This is a genomic window from Janthinobacterium psychrotolerans (assembly GCF_001677885.1).
Lineage (GTDB): Bacteria > Pseudomonadota > Gammaproteobacteria > Burkholderiales > Burkholderiaceae_D > Janthinobacterium > Janthinobacterium psychrotolerans.
The window spans coordinates 42,031-63,030 of record NZ_LOCQ01000042.1; the positions used below are offsets into that span (position 1 = coordinate 42,031).

Here is a 21,000-nt window from a genome sequence, read left to right on the forward strand (position 1 = left end):
CCTTTAATTTGCATTCTCGGCTCGTTCTTTCTTCGCTGGCAGACCCAGCTTGTCACGTAAGCGTTGCAGTGTTGGCGTATCGGGCGCGCCCACTTCGATGTCCTGGCCTTGCTGCCCCTGTCCGGTCATGCCGAACATGGAGGCGATGCTGTCGGCCTGGCCACGCGTCAATATTAACAGCTCGATGCGCCGGTTGACGCCGGCGCTGGCATTTTTCGTGTCCAGCGGCGCGCGGTCGGCCATGCCGACCACTTGCAGCACGCTTTCCGGGTTCATGCTGCCTGCGAGCAATTGCGCGCGCGCCGACATGGCGCGGTTGGCCGACAAGGTCCAGTTCGAATAACCGTCAAAGCCGGTATAGACGTATTGCAGCGAATCGGTATGGCCGACGATCAGCATCTGGTTTTCCATCTGCGCGAAGATCGGCCCCATTTCACGCAGCAATTTGCGGAAACGGTCGGTCGGCACGGCGCTGCCACGCACAAACATGCCTTGCTTGTCCGTATCGTGCAACATCACGCGCAAGCCGTGCGGCGTGACCACCGATTGCAAGTTGCTTTTCAGGCCAGCCTCTTCGCTGAGCTTGTCGAGCGCGCGCGACAGCGCCAGCAGGTCTTCCGGCGTCTGGTAGCTCATCTTCGGCTTGGCCTCGGCGTCGGACTTGGCTTTGGCCTGCTCTGGCTTGCCCTCGTTCTCTTTCTTGCCTTCGGTGCGCGTGTCGCCCATGCCGTTGCGCGGCATCGGGAAGCGGTCGATCAGGCTGCCGCGCGGGCCGCCTTTCTGTTCCGGCATCACGCCTTGCCCCTCGCCCTGGCGGCTGCCCGCCAGCGCGTCCATCATGATTTCCTTCATCGCCTGCTGTTCGCGCGCGGCGATCAGCCACAGCACCAGGAACAGCGACAGCAGCGCCAGGCAAAAGTCGGCGAACGCCACTTTCCAGGCGCCGCCGTGGCCATCGTCGTCATGCTTGCGTCCGGCGCGCTTGATGATGGCCTGGTCATGTTTCTCATGCGGCTTTAGCACGGCGGCCTCCCCGGCCTTGGCCTTGCTCAGGTTCTTCGCCGCCGCTCTCCAACGCATTGATCCAGCTTTCCAGCTGCGCAAAGCTCGGCTTGATATTGAGCTGCACCAGGCGTCGGCCCGAGTCGATCGCCAGCAGCGGCGGCTTGCCCGCCACGTGCGTCACCAGCACGACTTTCACGCATTCCATGGTCGAGCCTTCTTCACCGACCAGTTGCTTCATCATGTTGCACAGCGGATCGAGCACGCCGTAGCAGAAGAAAATGCCGATAAAGGTGCCGACCATGGCCGCACCCACTTTCGACGAGATCTCGGCCGCATCGGCGCCGTCGGCCACCGAGTTCATGGCCATCACGATGCCGAGCACGGCGGCCAGAATGCCGAAGCCGGGCATCGCTTCGGCGATCTTGTGCAGCGACTTGGACGGCTGCAGCAATTCATCGTGGATCGCTTCGAGTTCCTGCTCCAGCACGCCTTCGAGTTCATGCGCGTTGATTTTACCCATCGCCATCAGGCGGAAGTTGTCGACAATAAAAGCCAGCAGTTTCGGCTCTTCCAGCACCAGCGGATAGCGCTGGAACAGCGGGCTTTCACGCGGTGCTTCGACGTGGGCGTCGAGCGCCTTGAGGCCGCCGGCCGCCGTTTGCAGCAGTTCGTACATCAGCAGCAGCAACTGGCGCTGGAATTCCGAGCCCTGCTTCTTGTGCGTGACGACCTTGCGCACCTGGTGCAGCATCTCGCCGAGCACATGCTTGGGGTTGCCCAGCACCAGGGCGCCGGCGGCGGCGCCGACAATGATGACCAACTCGACCGGATGCCAGATCGCCTGGACGGTGCCGCCCATCAGGGCGAAGCCTCCGAATACACATCCCAACACGATTAAGATACCGATAATTACCATGTCAACTGCCTTTCTGCTTGTACTGCATCAATTTATGGGTGGTGCCTGTTCTTACTTATCCTGCAGCATGGCTTTCATTTTCCCCAAGGCCATCTTGTTCAACTGGCAGACCCGCGCGTCGCTCAGGTCCAGCACGGCGGCGATTTCCTTGTAGCTCAGTTCGAACTCGTAATACATCTGCACCACGCGCTGCTCGCGTTCATCGAGCGTGCGCAGTGCCTGCTCCAGGCTGCGCCGCACCATCAATTGCTCTTCCGGGCTCGGCGCGCTGTCGGCCTGGCCCAGGCTTTCCTGCAAAATATCATCAAAACTGGCGATCAGCTCGGCGTTTTCCGCCAACTGATACTCCTGGTACGCCTCCGGCGTCAGCTTGAGCGCCGCCATGATTTCCGCTTCCTGCGGCTCGCGGCCCAGGCGCCGGGTCAGGGCGCGCACGCTGTCGCGCAGGCGGTGGCTTTCCTGGCGCACGGCGCGCGGGCGCCAGTCCTGGCGCCGCAGTTCATCGAGTATCGCGCCGCGGATGCGCAGGCTGGCATAGCTGCCGAAGGACTGGTCCGGCACGCCGTAGCGGCGCAGCGCTTCGAGCAGGCCCATCAGGCCGATCTGCTCCATGTCGTCGCGGTCGATGGCGCCCGACACCTGCGAATTGAGCTGGCGCACGATGCGCTTGACCAGCGGCGCGTAGGCGACCAGATGGCGCTGCTCTTCCGCCACGCTGAGCACGGCCGCGGCAGCGCCAGCGGCGGCATATTCGCCGGCACCATAGGCTTCCTGGTAATGCTCTGCATGAGCCACGGGATCTCCCATCAGTCGCAATGGCCTGCTGGTGTCGGCTTATTCAATGATCAGCTTGCCTACCATGACTTCGCTGAACGGCTTTTCCATCTGCTCGCGTTCATAGCTGAGATTGAACGCCTTGTTGATCTCCTGGGCGTATTGTTCCACCGTCATCGCTTGCGCCTTGTCCATCGAAAAGCCCGACAGGGTGCTGACGGCGATCGAGCGCATCAGCGGCAAATGTGCTTTCGCCGTTTTTTCGTTTTCTTCCGTGGTGGAGATCACCAGGTCGGCCGACAGATAATGGGTATCGGTGTCGCCGGGGCCGTGGCGCAGCATCACGATGACCTTGTCGAGCGTGACGAACTTGCGCGCCTTCTTGCCCGTCGCCGGTGGCGGTGGCTGCTTGGCATCGGCCACTTCGGCGTGGCCGGCGACCGGCTTGGCCAGGTACCACATGGCGCCGCCCGCCGCACCGGCGGCCAGCAGGGCCACCAGCAAAAAGCCGCCGATCAGTTTTACTTTTGTATTCATCAGTTGTATTCCCGCTCATGCATGGCGAAGGTGGTGCCATATGGCGCCCCGTACTGCGGGCCGCCAGGCGTGTCGTCAGACAGCGCGCGTCCCGGTTCGGCGTCGTCCTGCTGGCGTCCCGGTTGGCGCTGGCCACGGGCGTCGCCCTCGGCAAACGCCTGCGCGGCCGGACTGCGCGGCGTGGCGCTGATGGTGACGGCCACCTCGGTGTACTGGCGCTGCGCCAGGTCATTGCGCATGTTCTCGCCGATGCCCTGCAACTGGCGCAACACTTCCGTATTCGAGGCCGAGACATTCACTTGCAGCATGCCGGCCGTGTGACGGATGGAAATGTCGATGCGTCCCAGCAGCGGCGGATCGAGGCGGATCACGGCGTGCTCGCTGTTGCGCCCGATCTGCGTCTGCAGGCGTTCGCCGAGCGCCTCGCGCAGCGGTTCCTGCCATTGCTGGGCTGTACCGTTGAGTTTGATGATATCGCCGCCCTGCGCCGGCAGGGCGCCGGCGGTGGCCGCCGCAGTCAGGCCCAGGTTGGCGGCGGGCGAGGGCGCCGGGTTGCCGGCGCCGACGTTGCGGTCTGCCTCCAGGCTGGCGGTGTTGACGGCCATCGGTGCGGCGGCCGGGGTGGCAGCCTTGGCCGGCATGGCTGGCGCGTCGGCCAGCCCGGCTTGCTGGCGAGCGGCTGGCCGCGTATCGGCGGCATCGCGCAGCGCCGCATGGGCGGCAGGAACGGCTGGCGCGGCGACGCCGACAGCCAGGCCTGACACGACGGCGGCGGCAGGCTCGGCCGCCGTTTCCCTCACCTCGGACGTGGCCGCCTTGGCGGGCGCGGTTGCCGGTGCAACTGCGGCTGCGACCACGGAAGGCATGGCCACCATCATGGGTGTGGCCGGTGCGCTGGAGGCTGCAACATTGACGGCGCCGCCGGTAACGCTGGCGACTGGCGCTGCCATGTCTGTCTGAACGGGCGGCTGCACCGCTGACCGCGCGGCCACGGCGCGTGGCGCTGGCGCCACGGTATCTGCCGCCGCGGCGGGCACAGGCATCGCCGCCGCCAGTGGTTCGCCCGGCCGAGGCGCCGGTACCAGCGCGCCCAGCTGCGCATTGAACTGCATGGTTGCCGGCCGCACGGCCAGTTGCAGCGGGGACGACGTTGCCGGCTCGTCAGGCACGCCTGGCATGGCGGCGCGCGGCGCAGCGGCCGGCACCGCCGCCGGCGTGGTAGCGGCCTGCAATGGTGCCGGCATCGTTGCCAGGGCGTCGGCGGCCGGCGCCGCAGTGGCGAGGGCCGCAGGGGCAGCGGCAGAAGCATGGGCAGAAGCAGCAGGGGCCGCGGCGCCCCGTATTGCCGCCACAGGTGCCGCGGCAGGCGTGAACGTGGCGCCGGGCATCATCGTGGCCGGGCTGAACGGCGCGGCGGAAACCGGGGCCGCAGTTGCCGTCGTCGCAGGCATCTCCTTGAGCGATGCTGTGCTGGCAGGTGCGACAACAGCCCCGGCTGGAACGCTTGCGGCGCGCGCCGCTGCCACCGTGTTGCCGGCGGCGCTGTTAGCCTGCGCGGTTGGCGCTGGCGCCGTCATGATTGCCGGCGCGGACAGCCATGGCGCGGCCATTGACGGCAATGGTGCTTGTGGCGCCGGCGCCGGCGCTTGCAGGCCATCGGCTGGTGGCTGCTCGGATTCTTCCGTCTTCAGCGGAGCATGGGCGTCCGGCTTGCCGTCCTGCACGGTATTGCCCATGGCGTCGGCAAACAGCGTCCGCACAGGGGCCGGCGTGATGCCGGGCAGAGCCGCAGGCACGGCGGCTGGCGCCGTATCCGTGGCGACCGCACCGCCGGCCAGGGGCGTGCCAGCGGCGGTCACGGCCGTCGTCGCACCGAACAGGTCGGCGGCGTTAAAAGGCGTGGCCTTGAAATTGAAGGTGATATTCATGCTTGCTTTCCATCTTGATACATGTCGCTTTCCAGCGCATAGGCAACCCAGCCCTCCTGTCTGGAGTGGATGTCGCCCAGTTGCTGGCCGAGCCTGTGCTTTTCGTCGGAACACAACTGAAACGCGCGCGCATGCGCCGCACGCAGCGTGCGCAGCGTTGCCTGTTCGTTCGCGTCCAGGCCGCCTTGTACGGACAGCAACGCCAGCTGGCGTGCCAGCCGGCGGTCCAGCACGTCGAGCGCAGCCCAGTCCTGCTGGCCGGCTGCGTCCTGCAGCTCGCGCGCAAACTGCAGCAGCACGGCGCTGTTATCCATGCTTGGCCTGGACGCCGAGCCAGCCCTGCTTGATGGTGTTCAGCAAGGTGGTCACTTCGTCGATCAGCGCCGGGTCCAGGTTGACACCGGCAAGATACAGGCGGCCGGTGCAATATTCATACAGGCGGCCCAGGTTGGCCACAACTTCGCCACCCTGTTCGAAATCGAGCGAGCTCGACAAACCGTTGATGATTTCCGTGCATTTGTTCAGGCTGATCGCCTTTTGTTCGTAACGCTTGCCGACGATATGTCCGCGCGCGCGCGCCAGTTCTTCCAGCAAGCCGTCGGTGAGCAGCAAGACCAGCTCGACTGGCGTGGCGCGCGAGGTCTGCGCATCCAGGTTGACGGCATGGTAATCACTGTAGGCATCGTGGTTCATCATTTTCTTTCACTTTAAAATGCTGAGACTGGCAAGCGGCGCCAGCCTCTATTTGGACTTGTCGTTGCCAAACAGGGCGTCGAACATGCTGGTGGTTTGCGACATGCGCGCTTGCAGGTCCTGCAACTTCGTAAACTGTGCCTTGTAGCGGTTGTACATGGTGGTGTAGTCGGTTTCGAACTTGGCCTGGCGTTCGTCGAGCGTCTTTTGCAGCTTGGCGACCGACGTTTCGCGCTGCGCCAGCTGGCCATTGGTCGAGGTCCACATCTCGACGAATTTGTCGAGCTTGCCGGCGATGCCACTGGGCGCGCCGCCCGAATTGTTGCCGATGGCTTTATCGAGGCCGGTAGGATTGGCTTTCACCGCCGCTTCGAGCTTGGTGGTATCCACCGCCAGCGTGCCGTTGCGCTGCGCCGTGATGCCGAACGTGGCCAGTGCGCCGGTGGCCGTTTCCCGCAGGGTGCGCACCAGCTGGTCGCGCAGCACGCGCACGCCGCTGTCGGTGGCAAAGGTGCCCGCTGCCTTGCCCGAAGCCGGATCACCCGGGTCGGTCAGGCCGTCGAGCACGGACTTGAGCTTGTTGTAGGCCGCGACAAAGCTTTGCGCGTTGGTCGCGGTGGCCGAGGAATCGAGCGCCACCGTCAGCGTGATCGGTGCGTCGCCGTTGGCCTGCGCCTTGGTAAAAGTCATTTTTACGCCATCGATATTGCTGAAGGTGTTCGACGACTGTTTGACCCTGTTGCTGGTATCGCTGGGGTCGGCCGGCTTGCCGCCGACCCACACGATGGCGTCCTCGGCATTGACCAGTTGCTTGGGCGTCGCCGCCAGGCTGGTCTTCAGGTCGCCATCGGCCATCGCACTGGTGTCGAACGACAGGGCGCCTTCTTCTCCACTGACGTTCGAGCTCAGCACCAGCTGGGCGATGCCGCCGATGGTGATGACCGATGCGGTGACGCGCGAATTGTTCTTCGGCTCGGCATTGATGGCGGCGGCGATTTCCTTGGCCGACAGGGTCGGGTCGGCGTCGGTATTGGCCTTGCTCAGGTCCACCGTGAAGTCGCTGTTGTTGGCCAGCTTGATCTTCAGGTTGCCGTCGCCGCTGGCCGGTACCGCACTGCCACCGATGCCGCCCAGCGAAATCTGGTTGCTGGTAGCCACTTTTTCCACAAACAGCGTATACGTGCCGGAGGCAGCCGTTGCGCTGGCGGTGGCGCTGCCGACGGTGGTATTGCTGAAAGTGGCACCTTGCGCGGCGATGGTCTTGCTGCCGGTCAGCGCCAGCAGACTGGAGGTGAAGGTGGTCAGCGCCATCTTCATGCTCGTCAGGCCAGCCGCGGTGGCGGTTGCCGCCTTGGTCTGTTCGGTGATGCGCGCCTGCGTATTGGCCGTGTATTTGTCGGTCAGCGCCTGTGCCGATGCGGTCGGATCGTAAGTGTTTGAAGCGGTGGTGGTGAGGGCCATGTCAGACTCCTAAAATTAGCATGCAGGATATACACAATGACAAGGCGACCAAATGTCGGCTTTTCTGAAATTATTTCTGCAAAACATCATTTTACCTGTCCACGGAACCAGAATTGCGTTGCCAGTTCATCCTGTCGCTTGGCATCCATTCGCTGTTGTTCAGTTGCAACGATGCGCTGCTTCTGGGTCAGTACCTGGTCCAGCACTTCTCGCTTGGCCCAGGCCGTGTTCAGGGCGCGCTGCGATACCGCCATATTGGCTTCGTGCAGATGCAGGTCGGTGCGATGCTGCTGCGCCAGTTCCATCACGGATTGCTTGAAATTGCCGCAATTGACCGACAGCGCCAGGTGCAGCGCGCCGCTGGGACCGCTGTCGGTATACAGGCTGGTCAGGCGTTCCAGGTTCTTCTGATAGCGGTCGCGCACGGCCGTCTGCGCCGCCATTTCGGTTTGCAGGCGCTCCACTTCGGTGCTGCGCAGGCCGACCAGGGTGGTCAGGTTGCGGATGGTATGCGAGTTGCTCATCAATGTGCCTAGGACATGATCTGTTCAAGTTGCGTAATGCAAGGCCCCATCGGCGCTTCTTCCTTGGTGCCCTGGCACAGGAAGGCCTCGATCTGCGGATGCAGCTGTACCGCGCGGTCGGTGATCGGGTCGGCGCCGGGCACATAGGCGCCCAGCGGGATCAGGTCGCGCACGCGCGCGTGGCGCGCCATCGCCGCCTTCAGGCCGCGCGCCGCCTGCATGTGCGCCGGTTCGATCACCTGCGCCATGCAGCGGCTGATCGAGGCGGCCACGTCAATGGCGGGGTAGTGGCCCCGTTCGGCCAGTTCGCGCGTGAGCACGATATGGCCGTCGAGAATCGCGCGCGCCGTGTCGACCACCGGATCCTGCTGGTCATCGCCTTCAGCCAGCACGGTGTAGATGGCGCTCATGCTGCCATGTTCGTGTGCGCCGTTGCCGGCGCTTTCGACCAGTTGCGGCAGGTTCGAAAACACCGACGGCGGATAGCCGCGCGTGGCCGGCGGTTCGCCGAGCGCCAGCGCCACTTCGCGCAGCGCCATGGCGTAGCGCGTGAGCGAATCGACCAGCAGCAGCACGTGCTGGCCCTGGTCGCGGAAATGCGCGGCGATCGAGTGGCACAGTTCGGTCGCCATGATGCGCATCAGCGGCGATTCGTCGGCCGGCGCGATCACCAGCACAGCCTTTTTCAGGCCGTCGGCGCCGAGCGACTTTTCGACGAATTCGCGCACCTCGCGGCCGCGCTCGCCGATCAGGCCGACCACCACCACGTCGGCCACGGTCTGGCGTGTGATCAGGCCCAGCAACACGCTCTTGCCGACGCCGGAGCCGGCCATCAGGCCCACGCGCTGGCCCTTGCCCAGGGTCAGCATGCTGTTGATGGCCCGTACGCCGACATCGAGCGGTTCGACCACCGGCTGCTTTTTCAGCGGATTAATCTTCGGTGGCGACACATCGAGGACATGCTCGCCACCGAGGCGGCCGAGGTCGTCGATCGGTTCGCCCAGGCCATTGATCATGCGGCCCAGCCAGGATGGCCCGATCTGCAGGCTGGCCTTGTCGGGCAGCGGCAGCACGCGCGCGCCTGTGGTCAGCCCTGCGGCCTTCTTGAACGGCATCAGATACGAGATTTTTTCGCGAAAACCGACCACTTGCGCGTCCAGCCATTCGCCGCTGACAGTTTCGATCTGGCAACGCTGCCCGGTGTGCAGCTTGCAGCCGGCGCTTTCCAGCAGCAGGCCGGAAGCGCCCACCAGGCGGCCGGTGGGGGTAGCCACCGGAATGTCGCCGATCTCGAAACTGCGCAGCGTGTCGGCGATCATGCAGGCGCGCCCTGGTCGGCGTGTTCGGCGGCCAGCGCCAGATGGCTGCTGACCTGGTCCATGCAGGCGGCCAGGCGCTGATGGCAGCCGGCGTCGACTTCATTGTCGCCGGCCTTGATGCGGCATTCGCCGGCGTCGAGTCTGGCGTCGGCGATCAGATTCCAGCGCTTGGCGCGCTTCGGATCGAGTTCGCTGATGCGTTTCAATTCTTCGGGGTTCAGGTAGACGTCGATTTCCTCGCGCGTCGGCGGCATCGAGGCCAGCGTCTCGTCGACCAGGGCCAGCAGCTGCACCGGCTGCAGCGCCAGTTCGGCGCGGATCACCTGGCGCGCCACTTTGGCCACCAGGTCGACCACTTCCTTGCGCTGGGCGGCGCGGTAGTCGGCGCGGACCTTCTTCAGGTCGCGCAGAATGGCGTCGACCGGGCGCGCCAGCTTGTCGAGCGCGACCAGGGTTTCATTGCGGCCTTCTTCGCGGCCCTGCACCACGCCGTCGTTGCGGCCCGAGTCGTAGCCGTCCTGCTGGCCGCGCACCAGGCCCACTTCATAGCCGTCACGCTGGCCCTGCTCGAAACCTTCCGAGACGGAGGCCTGCCACTGGCCGTCGGTGTCCTCGGAGCTGGCGCGCTGGCCGGCGGCGATGAATTGCGACAGCGGCGGAAAGCGGTAGGTGCGGAAAGGCTTCATTCGATCACCGCCTCGGCGAACAGCTGCACTTCGATTTCGCCGGCGTCGGCCAGGCCCTTGACGGTGGCCATGATTTCCTGGCGCGTCTGTTCGATGCGCGACATCGGCACCGGGCCGGAGCGGCGCATCATGTCTTCGAAGCTTTGCGCCTGGCGGCGCGGCATGGTTTTCAGCACCGCGTCGCGGATCGCCGGTTCGGCGCCCTTGAGCGCGATCGCCCACTGTTCCATCGGCACGTCTTCCAGGATGCGCGTGAGCGTGACATCGCTTTGCGTGGCGAGGATCAGGAAGTCGTACATGCTCAGTTCGATTTCCGACACCACCGCCGGGTCGTGCGCGCGCAACAGTTCGACCAGCGCGGCGCGGTTGCCCGGCATGCGGTTGAGAATCTCGGCGGCCTGGCGGATGCCTTCCACGCTGGTGCTTTGCGTGTCGAGGGTGCCCAGGCAGCGGCCCACCAGTTCGTCGAGCTCGACCAGCAGGTCGCGGTCGATTTCGTCCAGGCGCGCCAGGTTCAGCAGCACCAGGTCGCGCCCTTCGACCGGCAGCGCCTCGAGGATCTGGCCGGCCAGCGCCGGTGGCAGGAAGGCCAGGAATACGGCCTGCATCTGCACGTGCTCGTTGACAATGTATTCGGCCAGCCACTTCGGCGAGGCCCACTGCAGGCGCGCCATTTTCGGCCGGATCGCATCGCCGTAGATATTGTTCAGCACGCTGTTGGCGATATCGCTGCCCAGCGCCATGTCCAGCGAACGCTTGAGGTAGCTGCGCGAGGCGCCGTGCACGCCGCTTTGCTGGCGGTAGTCGTCAAAGAAAGTCTGCATGGCCGTTTTCACGGATTCGACCTTGATGCCGCTCATGCGCGACATCACTTGCGTCACTTCCAGCAGTTCTTCGCGCGACAGGCAGCGCAGCACATTGGCCGCCTGCTCTTCGCCTATGCTCAGCAACACGATGGCCGCCTGCTCGACCGGGGTCAGGCTGGCGTTCTCCTCGTCTTGCTCGTCCGGGAAATTACTGTTGTTGAGTTCGGCCATTTTTCTGCATCCATTGTTTGACGACTTCGGCGACACGTTCCGGTTCTTTTTCGGCCAGCACTTTCAAGTGGTCGACCATCACGTCGACAGCCGAGCCGGGCGGTGGCAGGTTGTAGTTTTCCAGCAACGGCACCACCGGCATGTCGCCGCCGGTGGCCGCCGCCGCGCCTTCGAGTGCCGGTGCGCCTGACACCGCGCCCAGCGCCGGCACGGCCGCCGCGCTGCCGGCGCTGCCAGCACCGGCGCTCACGCCATTGCCAGCCAGCGCCACGGCCGGTTCGAGCGTTTTCAGTTCCGGTGGCGCCAGGCGCGACGTCAGCAGGCGCAGCAGCGGACGCAGCACCAGGAAGTAGCCGAGCACGGCGCCCAGCGCATACAGCAGCCAGCTGCTGAAGTCGACTACAGTATCGCGTTCCTCCCACCATTGCGCCACTGGCTGTTTGGCAGGGAAGGGCAGGGTGGTCAGGCTCAGGCTGTCGCCGCGCTGGGCGTTGATGCCCAGGCCGCTACGCAGCATTTTTTCGATATTCGCCAGCTCGGCCGGGGTCCAGCCAGCCTTGGCGTCGGGCGCAGCGGTGCTGTTGAGCACCACGGCCACGCTGACTTTTTCCAGGCGGCCACGGCTGCGCTTGATCTGCGTGATGCTGCGGTCGTAGGCGTACTGGCGCGTGGTGGCGTTCTTGCGGGCGGTGCCGTCTTCGGGTTTCGGTGCGCCGCCATCGACGGCGCCTGCCGCACCGGTCGGGCCGGGCACGGCGGCCGCTGGCGGGCGGTTCGACAGGCTGCCGGGAATGCCGGCCACGTTGCGGTTGCGTTCCTGTTCCTCGCGCATCGCCTCGCTGGTCACTTTTGGCGCTTCGCCGTATTTTTCCAGCGTTTCCTCGATACGGTCATTGTCGACCGCGGCCGTCACGCTGAGCTTGAAATTGTCTTCGCCGATGACCGGACCGAGCAAGCCCGTAACATTGCGGCGGATCTCATCCTGGAAGCGCTTGGCGCCTTCGTTGCCGGCCGCCGAGGCGTCAAAGCCGTCGGCCAGGTCGATGTGCGCGGACAGCAGGTTGCCGCTCTGGTCGACCAGGCTCACGCGCGTCGGCGCCAGGCTGGCCACGCTGCCGGCCACCATGTTGATCACGGCGGCGATCTGTTCCGGCGCAAGGGTACGGCCCGGTTTCACCGCCACCACGATCGAGGCCGACGACTTGTCGCCATCGCTGGCGACAAACGAGGTCGACTTGGCGATCGACAGGTGCACGCGCGCCGAAGCGATCGCATCCATGGTCATGATGCTTTGCGCCAGTTCGCCTTCCAGGCCGCGGCGAAAGCGCACGTCCTGCACGAATTGCGACACGCCCAGCGGGTCGTTCTTGTCCATCAGTTCCAGGCCGGCCGGCAATTGCGCCGTCACGCCTTTCGAGGCCAGCAGCATGCGTACCTTGCCCAGCATGGCGTCGGGCACCAGCACCTGGCCGCTGTCCGGATGCAGGCGGTACGGAATATGTTCGGCGTCGAGGGTCGCCATCATGTCGGTGACGGCCACCTTTTCGCGCGCGCCGAACACCGGCTTGTAATTGGCCTGGTCGCGCCAGAAATACATCATCACCATGGCGGTAATGCCGATGGCCAGCACAACGATGGGCAGCAGGTTTTTCAGCAGGGCAGGCGGAATGGCGGGCTGGGCGCCAGTGCGCCAGCGCGCAAAGGCGGACTTCATGGGGGTAATCACGTGGAATGACTTTCGCTTTGGGGGCTGGGCGTGGGTGTGAGCGTATTACAGTGGCAGCTTGATCAGTTCATCGACGGCACCCATGACCTTGTTGCGCACCTGCATCAACATGGAAAAGGACAAGCTCGCTTCCTGGCTGGCCAGCATGGCACCGACCAGGTCGTCGCTCTTGCCGCTGTCGACGTCGCTCATTTTCTGCGCGGCGGCGCGGTCATCGGTGTTGATCTTGCTGAAGGCATCCTGCATGCTTTGTGCAAAGGAAAAGCCTGATGGTTGCTGCGCGCCAAAACTGGCCGCCGGTGCGATGCTGGCACCGAGTGCGCGTGCGTCGTTGTTTAATGCTGCCAGGTCGGCCCTGATCAGACTTGCGAGTTCATTGCTCATCGTGCCCTCTGTTGTCAAAATGCGGTGCGGTATCAATCAGAATTACTGGTGTTGCCATGTCGCCCGGTCCGATGTCAAGGGACCCATCAGTTATATCAGTTGCCACGCCACGCAAAATGCGAGAACGATTTTCAAGCAAACCCACACTGTCGTATGCAATATGTCTGCATGGCCAAGGCAATAATATTCAAGTGATAAAAGTTTCTTGCGGCGCTGATGTCAATCAAATCAGCAGCCATCAAAACTGAAATCAGGAAGATGGAATGGCTCACTGCAAAGCGATATTTTATTGTCGCAAGCTTACCTCGCGGCAACTATAAAGTAAAGGCCGGATTGGCCGGATTAATATTGACCAATGGCAATATCCGACAATTTCCTGTATTCTCCAGCACCGGGGATAATCAGGATTATATGAGTGGCGCAATGGTTTGCCGGTGCGCTGTGTTCTGCGATTGCCAGCCATGGCTTTTCTGTTTTGATTGCGCCGCTGACGGCAAAATGAAACGGTCCATCCGCGGTATATCGGCTGTATGCAAGTGCGGCTGATCCCGTATAATTTGTTCTGCCACCGCAATACCGACATGACCCACATGATAACTACCAAGACAGATCAAACTTTGCGCCATCAAGTCCTCGATTCCTGTCTGCTTGGGCGTCCTGTCCACTTGTTGCACGTCTTTGGCGCCCAGCTGCGCGAAGACCTGGCAAGCGGCTTGCGCCTGCCCATGAGCCGCCGCTACTGGGGCAATTTCCAGATCGACGACGTCAGCCTGTCGCGCGTGGACAACGAAGACCACAGCAACCGCTGGCTCGCGTTTGCGTCGCCGGCCAGCCAGGCCGGCTTTTCGCTGGACCGCCAGATCCTGCTGCACGTACTGAACTACCGTTATGGCAGCGCCGGCGCTAAGAGCGTGGCGGCCGATCCGGCGCTGGTGCGCGTGACGGCCACCGAAGAGCGCCTCGCTGTGGTGCTGGGACAACAATTGATCGCCACCCTGTTTGCCCGCATCCACAACAACCTGCAGGCGGTCGGCAAGGCGAGCAGCATCGATCCGGCAGCGGTACTGGCGGCACAGTCCGGCGTGCGTCCTGCGCGCGGCAGCTGGATCGTCACCGTGTCGCTCAGCGATGTCGAAGCGGGACTGTCCGGGCAGATCTGGTTTTCGCTCGACAAGGCCTTGATGGCCGATGTGCTGCGTGGCCTGCTGCCGGAACGGGCGCAGGCGAAAAAGGCGCTGCGCAGCGTGCGGCCACTCGCTTCGCGTTTGCAAGTGACCCTCGAGGGACGCCTGGTCAGCAAGCAGATGCAGTTGGGGGCCTTGTTCGACCTGCGGGTGGGCGATGTGATCCCGGTCAGTCTCAGCCGCACCGATGTGATGCTCGACGACTCGCGCCTGTTTACCGCTGCCGTTTCCGAGCACAAGGGCAAGCTCTGTTTAACCTCATTTGAAGATGTTGAATAATATGAATATGACCGATACCAACCAGAGCGAAACCTTGCTGGAAGACCTGGGCGATGACATGATCATCGACCAGCACGATGTGAACGAAGTGAGCGACGTGAGCAGCACCCGTACGCGGCGCGACATCCCGCAAATGATGCGCAAGATTCCCGTCACCCTGACCCTGGAAGTGGGCTCGGCCCGCATCTCGCTCGAAGAGCTGATGGCCATCGGCCCGGACAGCGTGCTCGAACTCGACATGCTGGCCGGCGAGCCGCTGGTGATCAAGGTTAATGGCACGCCGATCGGCCGCGCCGAAGTGGTGGTGGCCGGCGAGAACTACGGCCTGAAGGTAATCGATCTCGATGGCCTCAATCTCGACCTGATGACGGCATGAAGCTGGTGGTAAGCGGCTGGCGCCGCCAGCGCGGCGCACTGGCCGCGGCCGCCGCCGTGCCCCTGCTGCTGATGGCATGCTCGAGCGCCGGCGCGCAGGACCTGCTGGCCGGCGTGGTGCCGGGCGCGAAGACCGACCTGTCGGTCAAGATGCAGATTTTGGTCATCATGACCTTGCTCGGGCTGTTGCCCGTGATGGTCATGATGATGACCAGCTTTACCCGTTTCGTGATCGTGCTGTCCCTGCTGCGCCAGGCCCTGGGCCTGCAGCAGGGCTTGCCCAACCGCATCGTTACCGGCATCGCGCTGATTTTGACCCTGCTGGTGATGCGTCCGATCGGCGAGCAGGTATGGAAGGAAGCGTTCGTGCCCTACGACCGCGACCAGATCGGCCTGCAGCAGGCCCTGAAGACGGCCGAAGTGCCGATCACCCGCTTCATGCTGGCGCAGACCAGCAAATCGGCGCTGGCGCAGATCGCGCACCTGGCGGGCGAGCCGTCCACCATGCGCCCGCAGGACCACAGCTTTACCGTCAAGCTGGCCGCCTTCGTGCTGTCCGAACTGAAGACGGCCTTCCAGATCGGCTGCATGCTGTTCATCCCCTTCCTCATCATCGACCTGGTGGTGGCGTCGGTGCTGATGGCGATGGGCATGATGATGCTCTCGCCGCTGGTCATCTCGCTGCCGTTCAAACTGCTGCTGTTCGTGCTGGTCGACGGCTGGACCCTGACCGTCAACACGCTGGTGACCAGCATACAGGCCTATTAAATGCTGACGCCTGAAGTTGCCGTCGACCTCATCATCGAAGCGCTGCACATCGTCATGGTGCTGGTGGTGGTGCTGGTCGTGCCCGGTTTGCTGATGGGCCTGGTGGTGGCGCTGGTGCAGGCCGCCACGCAGATCAACGAGCAGACCCTGAGCTTTTTGCCCAGGCTGCTGGTCACCCTGCTGGCGCTGATACTGGCCGGGCGCTGGATGTCGGGTTACCTGATGGATTATTGCGTGTCGATTTTTCAGCGCGCCGCCACCCTCGTCGGCTAGCGGGCGCGTCCATGAACGAGATTTTCAACCAGATGCTGCCGTTCATGCTGGCCGTATGGTGGCCTTTCTGCCGCATCCTGGCCATGCTCAGCGCCTCGCCGGTGATCGGCGACGTCACGGTGCCGGTCACGGTGCGCATCCTGCTGGCGCTGATCCTGGCGATATTGATGCTGCCGGTGATGCAGGCCTCGGGCGCCTCGCGCGAACTGCTGTCGATCGATCCGCTGTCGCTGCACGCGATCGTCGCCACGCTCGAGCAGGCCATCATCGGATTTGTGCTGGGACTGGCGTTTCACTTTGCCATGTCGGTCATGTCGGTACTCGGTTTCCTGGTGTCGAGCCAGGTGGGCTTTTCGATGGCGGTGATGAACGATCCGCTCAACGGCACCTCGTCGGACGTGATTTCGGGCCTGCTCACCATCTTGTGCATGATCGTGTTTTTTACCGTCGACGGCCACCTGGTGCTGACCGGCGTGATCGGCGCCAGTTTCAAGGCCTGGCCCGTCGGGCAGGGCTACGGGCCGCTGCTGTTGCAGACGGTGGCCTATAACGTGGCGTGGATTTTCGCCGCCGCCATGCTGCTGGCGCTGCCGATCGTGTTTTCCACCATGGTGGTGCAGATGGGCTTTGGATTTTTGAACCGCGTGGCGCCGTCGCTGAACCTGTTTTCGCTGGGATTTTCGATGATCACCGTGTTCGGCCTGCTGATGCTGGTGCAGATCGTCAAGTTCATTCCCGAGCACTATATCGCCATGACCAACCGGGTGCTCGACATGATTGCAGAACAGATGCGGGTGGCCCATGGCGGATAGCAGCACCGGCGACAAAACCGAAAAGGCGTCACAGCAAAAGCTGAAAAAGTCGCGCCAGGAAGGGCAGGTGGTGCGCTCGCGCGACCTGTCGACCGCGCTCGGCATCCTGATCAGCATGAAACTGTTCGTGTTCCTGGTGCCGGACTACCTGGAAACGTTTCGCCAGCTATTCGCCATGTCCTTCATGCCGCTCGACAGCACGGGCGCGCTCGACAACGCCATGTCGATGGCGTTTACCACCTCGGTGGGCCTGTTGATCAAGATGATCCTGCCGCTGTTCTGTGTGCCGTTTTTTGTGGTGCTGGGCTCGTTGATACCCGGCGGCTGGGTGATCAGCACCAAGAACTGGGCGCCGAAGATGGAACGCCTGAGTCCCGCCAAGAACCTGGGCCGGCTGGTGAGCCCGAAGCATGGTTTCGAATTCGGCATCTCGATCGCCAAGGCGGTGGTGCTGGGCATGGTGCTGGTGCATGTCAGCCGCGCCAGCCTGGCGCAGTACGTCGATTTGCAGCACCGGCCCCTGCAGCAGGCCATGCTGGACGGCTCGGCGCTGATGCTCGACGGCCTGATGGCGCTCATTTCCGTCTTCATCCTGTTCGCCATCATCGATGTGCCGGCGCAGGCCTTCTTCTTTGCCAAAAATCAGCGCATGAGCAAGCAGGATGTGAAGGAAGAACACAAGAGCAGCGAAGGGCGGCCCGAAGTGCGCCAGCGCATCCGCCAGCTGCAGCAGCAGCTGGGCCGGCGCAGCGTGCGCAAGACCGTGCCCGACGCCGACGTGGTGATCGTCAACCCCGAGCACTACGCCGTCGCCCTCAAGTACGACCAGGACCGCGCCGAGGCGCCGTTCGTGGTGGCCAAGGGCGTCGATGAAATGGCGCTGTATATCCGCCAGGTGGCGCGCGAGCACAATATCGAGACGCTCGAATTGCCGCCGCTGGCGCGCGCCATCTATAACACCAGCCAGGTGCAGCAGCAGATTCCGGTGCAGCTGTACCAGGCCGTGTCGCAGGTGCTGAACTACATCCTGCAACTGAAAGCATTCCGGTCCGGGCAGCGTGCTGCCCAGCCCGTATTACCCACCGAGATGGCCGTGCCATCTCATCTGAGCGAGGTCGTACCGCCATGAACTTCCTGAACCGACTGGTTGCCGAGATGCGCCGCCACAAGTTCGCCACGCCAATGTTCCTGTTGGTGATCCTGGCCATGATCATCCTGCCGCTGCCGCCGGTGCTGCTCGATATCCTGTTCACCTTCAATATCGTGCTGGCCCTGATCGTTATCCTGGTCAGCGTCTCGGCCAAGCGGCCGCTCGATTTCTCGGTCTTTCCGACCGTGATTCTGGCCACCACCATGCTGCGGCTGACCCTGAACGTGGCGTCGACGCGGGTGGTGCTGCTGCACGGCCATACGGGCGCCGATGCGGCCGGTAAAGTGATTGAAGCGTTCGGTAACGTGGTTATCGGCGGCAACTTCGTGGTCGGTATCGTGGTCTTCGTGATTTTGATGATCATTAACTTCGCGGTGGTGACCAAGGGTGCGGAACGGATCTCGGAGGTGTCGGCGCGCTTCACCCTGGACGCCTTGCCGGGCAAGCAGATGGCGATCGACGCCGACCTGAACGCCGGCCTGATCAACCAGGAAAAAGCCCAGCTGCGCCGCAAGGACGTGGCCGCCGAAGCGGACTTTTATGGCGCCATGGACGGCGCCTCGAAGTTCGTGCGCGGCGATGCGGTCGCCAGTATCCTGATTTTGATCATCAACATGGTCGGTGGCGTGGCCATCGGCTCGCTGATGCACGACCTGTCGTTCGGCGACGCCTTCCGCCAGTACGCCTTGCTGACCATCGGCGACGGCCTGGTGGCGCAGATCCCGGCGCTGCTGCTGTCGGCCGCGGCCGCCATTCTGGTGACCCGCATCAGCGACTCGGGCGACTTCGAGCAGCAGGTGGCGGGCCAGGTGCTGACCTCGCCAACGGTGCTGTTCAGCGCCTCGGGCATGATGGTGGCGCTGGCGCTGATCCCGGGCATGCCGTGGTTCATGTTCATGACGTTCGCGGCGGTGCTGGCCTTTGTTGCCTGGCGCCTGACGCAGCAGAAGGTCAAGGCGCCCGATACCTCGGGCATGGCCGCCATCGAAGCGGCCTTGCTGGGCGACAAGCCGGCCGAACTGGAGTGGCAGCAATTGCCGGCCGTGCAGCCGCTGATGGTCATGCTCGGCTATAAACTGGTGGGCATGGTCGACAAGACCCAGGGCGAACCGCTGAACAAGCGCGTCAAGGGCGTGCGCCAGAGCCTGTCCGAGGCGATGGGATTGCTGCTGCCGCCGATCGGCGTGCGCGACGACCTGGCGCTGAAACCGTCGCAGTACACCATCATGCTGTCGGGCACGGTGGTGGCCCAGGCCGAAGTGCAGGCCGACCGCTTGATGGCGATTCCCTCGCCGAATGTGTATGGCCAACTCGATGGCATTCCCGGCATCGAACCGGCCTACGGCATGCCGGTGACCTGGATCGAACCTGCCGAGAAGGCCCATGCGCTCGGCATGGGCTACCAGGTGATCGAGGCGCCCAGCGTGATCGCCACCCATTTGTCGAAGATGATCCGTGAATACCTGCCGGAACTGTTCCGCCATGAAGACGTGTCGCACATGATGGAACGGTTGACGGCGCTGTCGCCGAAACTGGCCGCTGCGCTCGACAAGGCGCTCACGCATACGCAGCTGCTGCGCGTGTTTCGCGTGCTGCTGGCCGAGAACGTGTCGCTGAAAGACCTGGTGCCGATCGCCACCACCTTGCTCGACAGCTCGGAAACGACCAAGGACCCGATCCTGCTGGCGGCCGAAGTGCGCTGTGCGCTGCGGCGCCAGATCGTCAGCGGCCTGTTTGGCCAAAAGCTGGAAATGCAGGCATTTAACCTGGGCGGCGAGCTGGAAAACATGCTGCTGGGATCATTGAACCAGGCGCGCCAGGCCGGCAAGGTAACGCTGGACAATTATCCGATCGACCCGCACCTGCTGTCGCAGCTGCAGGTCAATATGCCGGTCGCGCGCGAACAGATGAAGCAGCAGGCCACGCCGCCGCTGCTGCTGGTGTTGCCGCAGATCCGTCCGCTGCTGGCGCGCTATGCGCGCCTGTTCGCGCCGGGCCTGCACGTGCTGTCGTATAACGAGATTCCCGAAAACCGCGAAGTGAGCATCATCGGCACGGTCGGCTGATTCGACTCAATCCTGTTCCTCGATGGGCATCAGCAATTCATGGCCGGGCTCATCGGCAGGCAGCACGATCTCTTCGGCCGTGGCGTCGCCCCAGTAGTCTTTTGGCGCCGCCACTTCCTTCGACACGATCACCGGCTCTTCCTGCGCCGGCGCCGGCGGCGCCTCGTGCACGGCCGGATCCTGCGCCACTTCCGCCGGCGGACGCGTCAGCAGCAGCGCCACCTCGGCCATCGCTTGGAACAGCGGCAGCGACAAGGCGGCGGCCGCCGCCTGCATCGGATAGCCGGCATGCGCCGGTTGCGCATGCAGCACGCGGTTCAAACGGCAGCGCAGCAGCCGCAGGCCTGCCTGGCGCACGCAATCGGCAATCGCGGGCAGCATGCGGCGCAGGTGCGCCAGCGCTTCGTCTTGCTGGGCGGCCAGTTCCAGCAGCACGCCGTCATTGGCCGGTTCCATCTGGATCACCACCCGGCCAACATCGTCGATCAGCAGTTCGACCCGCAGCGCCACCTTGCCCTGGCGCTTGCGGGGGGCGGTGGCTTCTTCGCCGCCCGGCAGCACGCGCAGCAGCAGGCGCTGGCCGGCCCAGCCGTAGACGGCAAAGCGCCAGGCCTCGGTGTCGAGCGGCAGCGAGGAACGGGCCACTGGCTGCTGTTCCGCCATCAGCAGCGTGCCGGGCAGGTGCTGGCCGCGCGCGTGCTCCTGCAGCGCCGCATATTGTTCGCCATAGGTTTTCACCATCACGCGCCATGAGGCGGCCAGCTGCGCCGCATCGGGCGGCTGCCACACCAGCTGGCGCGTAAAGAATAATTGATTGACCTGCATCGCGCTGCTGTCGCGCGCGGTGGCGCCCAGGCCCGGGTCGCCCGCGTTCGGCTTGACCAGCGCCGCCAGCGCGTCTTGCGCCTGGCCCAGCTGCGCCGGCAGGGTACCGGCGTCGGGCGCCGGCGCCATGAACGGGCCGACAGGCACCAGCGGCATCACCACGCCAGGCGTCAGCGGCGTGGCCGGGCTGACGTCGAGGCGCTGCGTGATCAGGGGCAGGGCGTTGCCTGCGGAGATGCGGTCTATGGCCATTGCTGCTCTTCCCACCTGGGATGAAA

22 protein-coding genes are annotated in these 21,000 nt (G+C 64.0%); 7 read left to right on the forward strand and 15 right to left on the reverse strand.

The genetic code is table 11. The features are described 5' to 3' along the window. Positions 1–3: 3 nt before the first annotated feature. The 14 genes from ASR47_RS04100 to fliE all read right to left on the reverse strand — a co-directional run bounded on the left by ASR47_RS04100 (position 4) and on the right by fliE (position 12,990). Positions 4–1,080 (reverse strand): flagellar motor protein MotB, encoded by a 1,077-nt coding sequence (locus ASR47_RS04100; RefSeq protein WP_065306488.1) that lies wholly within the window; start codon positions 1,078–1,080, stop codon positions 4–6. Next, positions 1,007–1,921, reverse strand: coding sequence for a flagellar motor stator protein MotA (gene motA / locus ASR47_RS04105; protein ID WP_065306489.1), 915 nt, complete (start codon positions 1,919–1,921; stop codon positions 1,007–1,009). The genes ASR47_RS04100 and motA overlap by 74 nt, the downstream gene beginning before the upstream one ends. A gap of 51 nt (positions 1,922–1,972) precedes the next feature. Next, entirely contained in the window at positions 1,973–2,728 is a 756-nt protein-coding gene (locus tag ASR47_RS04110; protein WP_065306490.1) for a FliA/WhiG family RNA polymerase sigma factor, read from the reverse strand. 27 nt (positions 2,729–2,755) lie between these two features. Further along, entirely contained in the window at positions 2,756–3,232 is a 477-nt protein-coding gene (locus ASR47_RS04115; protein ID WP_065306491.1) for a flagellar basal body-associated FliL family protein, read from the reverse strand. After that, the gene (locus ASR47_RS04120; protein ID WP_065306492.1) at positions 3,232–5,160 is read right to left on the reverse strand and encodes a flagellar hook-length control protein FliK; all 1,929 of its coding nucleotides are present in this window, start codon (positions 5,158–5,160) and stop codon (positions 3,232–3,234) included. Before ASR47_RS04120 ends, ASR47_RS04115 begins: the two co-directional genes overlap by 1 nt. Continuing rightward, complete coding sequence (locus ASR47_RS04125) at positions 5,157–5,474, reverse strand: hypothetical protein (RefSeq protein WP_065306493.1); 318 nt, start codon at positions 5,472–5,474, stop codon at positions 5,157–5,159. The genes ASR47_RS04120 and ASR47_RS04125 overlap by 4 nt, the downstream gene beginning before the upstream one ends. Continuing rightward, complete coding sequence (gene fliS, locus ASR47_RS04130) at positions 5,467–5,856, reverse strand: flagellar export chaperone FliS (protein ID WP_065306494.1); 390 nt, start codon at positions 5,854–5,856, stop codon at positions 5,467–5,469. Before fliS ends, ASR47_RS04125 begins: the two co-directional genes overlap by 8 nt. Positions 5,857–5,901: 45 nt before the next feature. Further along, the gene (fliD, locus tag ASR47_RS04135) at positions 5,902–7,314 is read right to left on the reverse strand and encodes a flagellar filament capping protein FliD (RefSeq protein WP_065306495.1); all 1,413 of its coding nucleotides are present in this window, start codon (positions 7,312–7,314) and stop codon (positions 5,902–5,904) included. An 86-nt stretch (positions 7,315–7,400) separates the two neighbouring features. After that, on the reverse strand, positions 7,401–7,838 hold the full coding sequence (locus ASR47_RS04140; RefSeq protein WP_065306496.1) for a flagellar export protein FliJ: 438 nt from the start codon (positions 7,836–7,838) through the stop codon (positions 7,401–7,403). 8 nt (positions 7,839–7,846) lie between these two features. Then, the gene (fliI, locus tag ASR47_RS04145; protein ID WP_065306497.1) at positions 7,847–9,157 is read right to left on the reverse strand and encodes a flagellar protein export ATPase FliI; all 1,311 of its coding nucleotides are present in this window, start codon (positions 9,155–9,157) and stop codon (positions 7,847–7,849) included. Beyond that, entirely contained in the window at positions 9,154–9,843 is a 690-nt protein-coding gene (gene fliH, locus ASR47_RS04150) for a flagellar assembly protein FliH (RefSeq protein WP_065306498.1), read from the reverse strand. Before fliH ends, fliI begins: the two co-directional genes overlap by 4 nt. Beyond that, positions 9,840–10,880 (reverse strand): flagellar motor switch protein FliG, encoded by a 1,041-nt coding sequence (locus tag ASR47_RS04155; RefSeq protein ID WP_065306499.1) that lies wholly within the window; start codon positions 10,878–10,880, stop codon positions 9,840–9,842. The genes fliH and ASR47_RS04155 overlap by 4 nt, the downstream gene beginning before the upstream one ends. Continuing rightward, entirely contained in the window at positions 10,858–12,594 is a 1,737-nt protein-coding gene (fliF, locus tag ASR47_RS04160) for a flagellar basal-body MS-ring/collar protein FliF (protein WP_150127686.1), read from the reverse strand. The genes ASR47_RS04155 and fliF overlap by 23 nt, the downstream gene beginning before the upstream one ends. 57 nt (positions 12,595–12,651) lie before the next feature. Beyond that, positions 12,652–12,990 (reverse strand): flagellar hook-basal body complex protein FliE, encoded by a 339-nt coding sequence (gene fliE / locus ASR47_RS04165; protein WP_065306501.1) that lies wholly within the window; start codon positions 12,988–12,990, stop codon positions 12,652–12,654. Between the two features lie 665 nt (positions 12,991–13,655). Here fliE and ASR47_RS04170 point away from each other — a divergent pair. Genes ASR47_RS04170 through ASR47_RS04200 form a run of 7 tightly spaced genes read left to right on the forward strand, consistent with a single transcriptional unit; the run spans position 13,656 to position 19,897 of the window. Then, positions 13,656–14,453 carry a FliM/FliN family flagellar motor switch protein gene (locus ASR47_RS04170; RefSeq protein ID WP_082988733.1) on the forward strand — a complete coding sequence of 266 codons (798 nt, stop codon included), beginning with the start codon at positions 13,656–13,658 and terminating at the stop codon, positions 14,451–14,453. Between the two features lies 1 nt (position 14,454). After that, entirely contained in the window at positions 14,455–14,829 is a 375-nt protein-coding gene (locus tag ASR47_RS04175; RefSeq protein WP_065306502.1) for a FliM/FliN family flagellar motor switch protein, read from the forward strand. Beyond that, on the forward strand, positions 14,826–15,596 hold the full coding sequence (gene fliP / locus ASR47_RS04180; RefSeq protein WP_065306503.1) for a flagellar type III secretion system pore protein FliP: 771 nt from the start codon (positions 14,826–14,828) through the stop codon (positions 15,594–15,596). Before ASR47_RS04175 ends, fliP begins: the two co-directional genes overlap by 4 nt. Beyond that, complete coding sequence (locus ASR47_RS04185; RefSeq protein WP_065306504.1) at positions 15,597–15,869, forward strand: flagellar biosynthetic protein FliQ; 273 nt, start codon at positions 15,597–15,599, stop codon at positions 15,867–15,869. An 11-nt stretch (positions 15,870–15,880) separates the two neighbouring features. After that, complete coding sequence (locus ASR47_RS04190) at positions 15,881–16,681, forward strand: flagellar biosynthetic protein FliR (RefSeq protein ID WP_065306505.1); 801 nt, start codon at positions 15,881–15,883, stop codon at positions 16,679–16,681. After that, positions 16,671–17,810, forward strand: a complete 1,140-nt coding sequence (locus ASR47_RS04195; RefSeq protein ID WP_065306506.1) for an EscU/YscU/HrcU family type III secretion system export apparatus switch protein — start codon at positions 16,671–16,673, stop codon at positions 17,808–17,810. Before ASR47_RS04190 ends, ASR47_RS04195 begins: the two co-directional genes overlap by 11 nt. After that, positions 17,807–19,897 (forward strand): flagellar biosynthesis protein FlhA, encoded by a 2,091-nt coding sequence (locus ASR47_RS04200; protein ID WP_065306507.1) that lies wholly within the window; start codon positions 17,807–17,809, stop codon positions 19,895–19,897. Before ASR47_RS04195 ends, ASR47_RS04200 begins: the two co-directional genes overlap by 4 nt. A gap of 6 nt (positions 19,898–19,903) precedes the next feature. On the opposite strand, the gene ASR47_RS04205 is transcribed toward ASR47_RS04200, so the two are convergent. Beyond that, positions 19,904–20,974 carry a hypothetical protein gene (locus ASR47_RS04205; RefSeq protein WP_065306508.1) on the reverse strand — a complete coding sequence of 357 codons (1,071 nt, stop codon included), beginning with the start codon at positions 20,972–20,974 and terminating at the stop codon, positions 19,904–19,906. Between the last annotated feature and the right edge of the window lie 26 nt (positions 20,975–21,000).

Excerpts from the sequence above, each read along its gene's own strand:
- fliH (WP_065306498.1), bottom strand. The coding sequence starts at position 9,843 with ATGAAGCCTTTCCGCACCTACCGCTTTCCGCCGCTGTCGCAATTCATC.
- fliE (WP_065306501.1), bottom strand. The coding sequence starts at position 12,990 with ATGAGCAATGAACTCGCAAGTCTGATCAGGGCCGACCTGGCAGCATTA.
- fliI (WP_065306497.1), bottom strand. The coding sequence starts at position 9,157 with ATGATCGCCGACACGCTGCGCAGTTTCGAGATCGGCGACATTCCGGTG.
- fliD (WP_065306495.1), bottom strand. The coding sequence starts at position 7,314 with ATGGCCCTCACCACCACCGCTTCAAACACTTACGATCCGACCGCATCG.
- ASR47_RS04110 (WP_065306490.1), bottom strand. The coding sequence starts at position 2,728 with ATGGGAGATCCCGTGGCTCATGCAGAGCATTACCAGGAAGCCTATGGT.
- motA (WP_065306489.1), bottom strand. The coding sequence starts at position 1,921 with ATGGTAATTATCGGTATCTTAATCGTGTTGGGATGTGTATTCGGAGGC.
- fliF (WP_150127686.1), bottom strand. The coding sequence starts at position 12,594 with ATGAAGTCCGCCTTTGCGCGCTGGCGCACTGGCGCCCAGCCCGCCATT.
- ASR47_RS04115 (WP_065306491.1), bottom strand. The coding sequence starts at position 3,232 with ATGAATACAAAAGTAAAACTGATCGGCGGCTTTTTGCTGGTGGCCCTG.
- fliS (WP_065306494.1), bottom strand. The coding sequence starts at position 5,856 with ATGATGAACCACGATGCCTACAGTGATTACCATGCCGTCAACCTGGAT.
- ASR47_RS04190 (WP_065306505.1), top strand. The coding sequence starts at position 15,881 with ATGAACGAGATTTTCAACCAGATGCTGCCGTTCATGCTGGCCGTATGG.
- ASR47_RS04175 (WP_065306502.1), top strand. The coding sequence starts at position 14,455 with ATGAATATGACCGATACCAACCAGAGCGAAACCTTGCTGGAAGACCTG.
- ASR47_RS04120 (WP_065306492.1), bottom strand. The coding sequence starts at position 5,160 with ATGAATATCACCTTCAATTTCAAGGCCACGCCTTTTAACGCCGCCGAC.
- ASR47_RS04155 (WP_065306499.1), bottom strand. The coding sequence starts at position 10,880 with ATGGCCGAACTCAACAACAGTAATTTCCCGGACGAGCAAGACGAGGAG.
- ASR47_RS04195 (WP_065306506.1), top strand. The coding sequence starts at position 16,671 with ATGGCGGATAGCAGCACCGGCGACAAAACCGAAAAGGCGTCACAGCAA.
- ASR47_RS04125 (WP_065306493.1), bottom strand. The coding sequence starts at position 5,474 with ATGGATAACAGCGCCGTGCTGCTGCAGTTTGCGCGCGAGCTGCAGGAC.
- ASR47_RS04205 (WP_065306508.1), bottom strand. The coding sequence starts at position 20,974 with ATGGCCATAGACCGCATCTCCGCAGGCAACGCCCTGCCCCTGATCACG.
- fliP (WP_065306503.1), top strand. The coding sequence starts at position 14,826 with ATGAAGCTGGTGGTAAGCGGCTGGCGCCGCCAGCGCGGCGCACTGGCC.
- ASR47_RS04185 (WP_065306504.1), top strand. The coding sequence starts at position 15,597 with ATGCTGACGCCTGAAGTTGCCGTCGACCTCATCATCGAAGCGCTGCAC.
- ASR47_RS04140 (WP_065306496.1), bottom strand. The coding sequence starts at position 7,838 with ATGAGCAACTCGCATACCATCCGCAACCTGACCACCCTGGTCGGCCTG.
- ASR47_RS04100 (WP_065306488.1), bottom strand. The coding sequence starts at position 1,080 with ATGCGTTGGAGAGCGGCGGCGAAGAACCTGAGCAAGGCCAAGGCCGGG.
- ASR47_RS04200 (WP_065306507.1), top strand. The coding sequence starts at position 17,807 with ATGAACTTCCTGAACCGACTGGTTGCCGAGATGCGCCGCCACAAGTTC.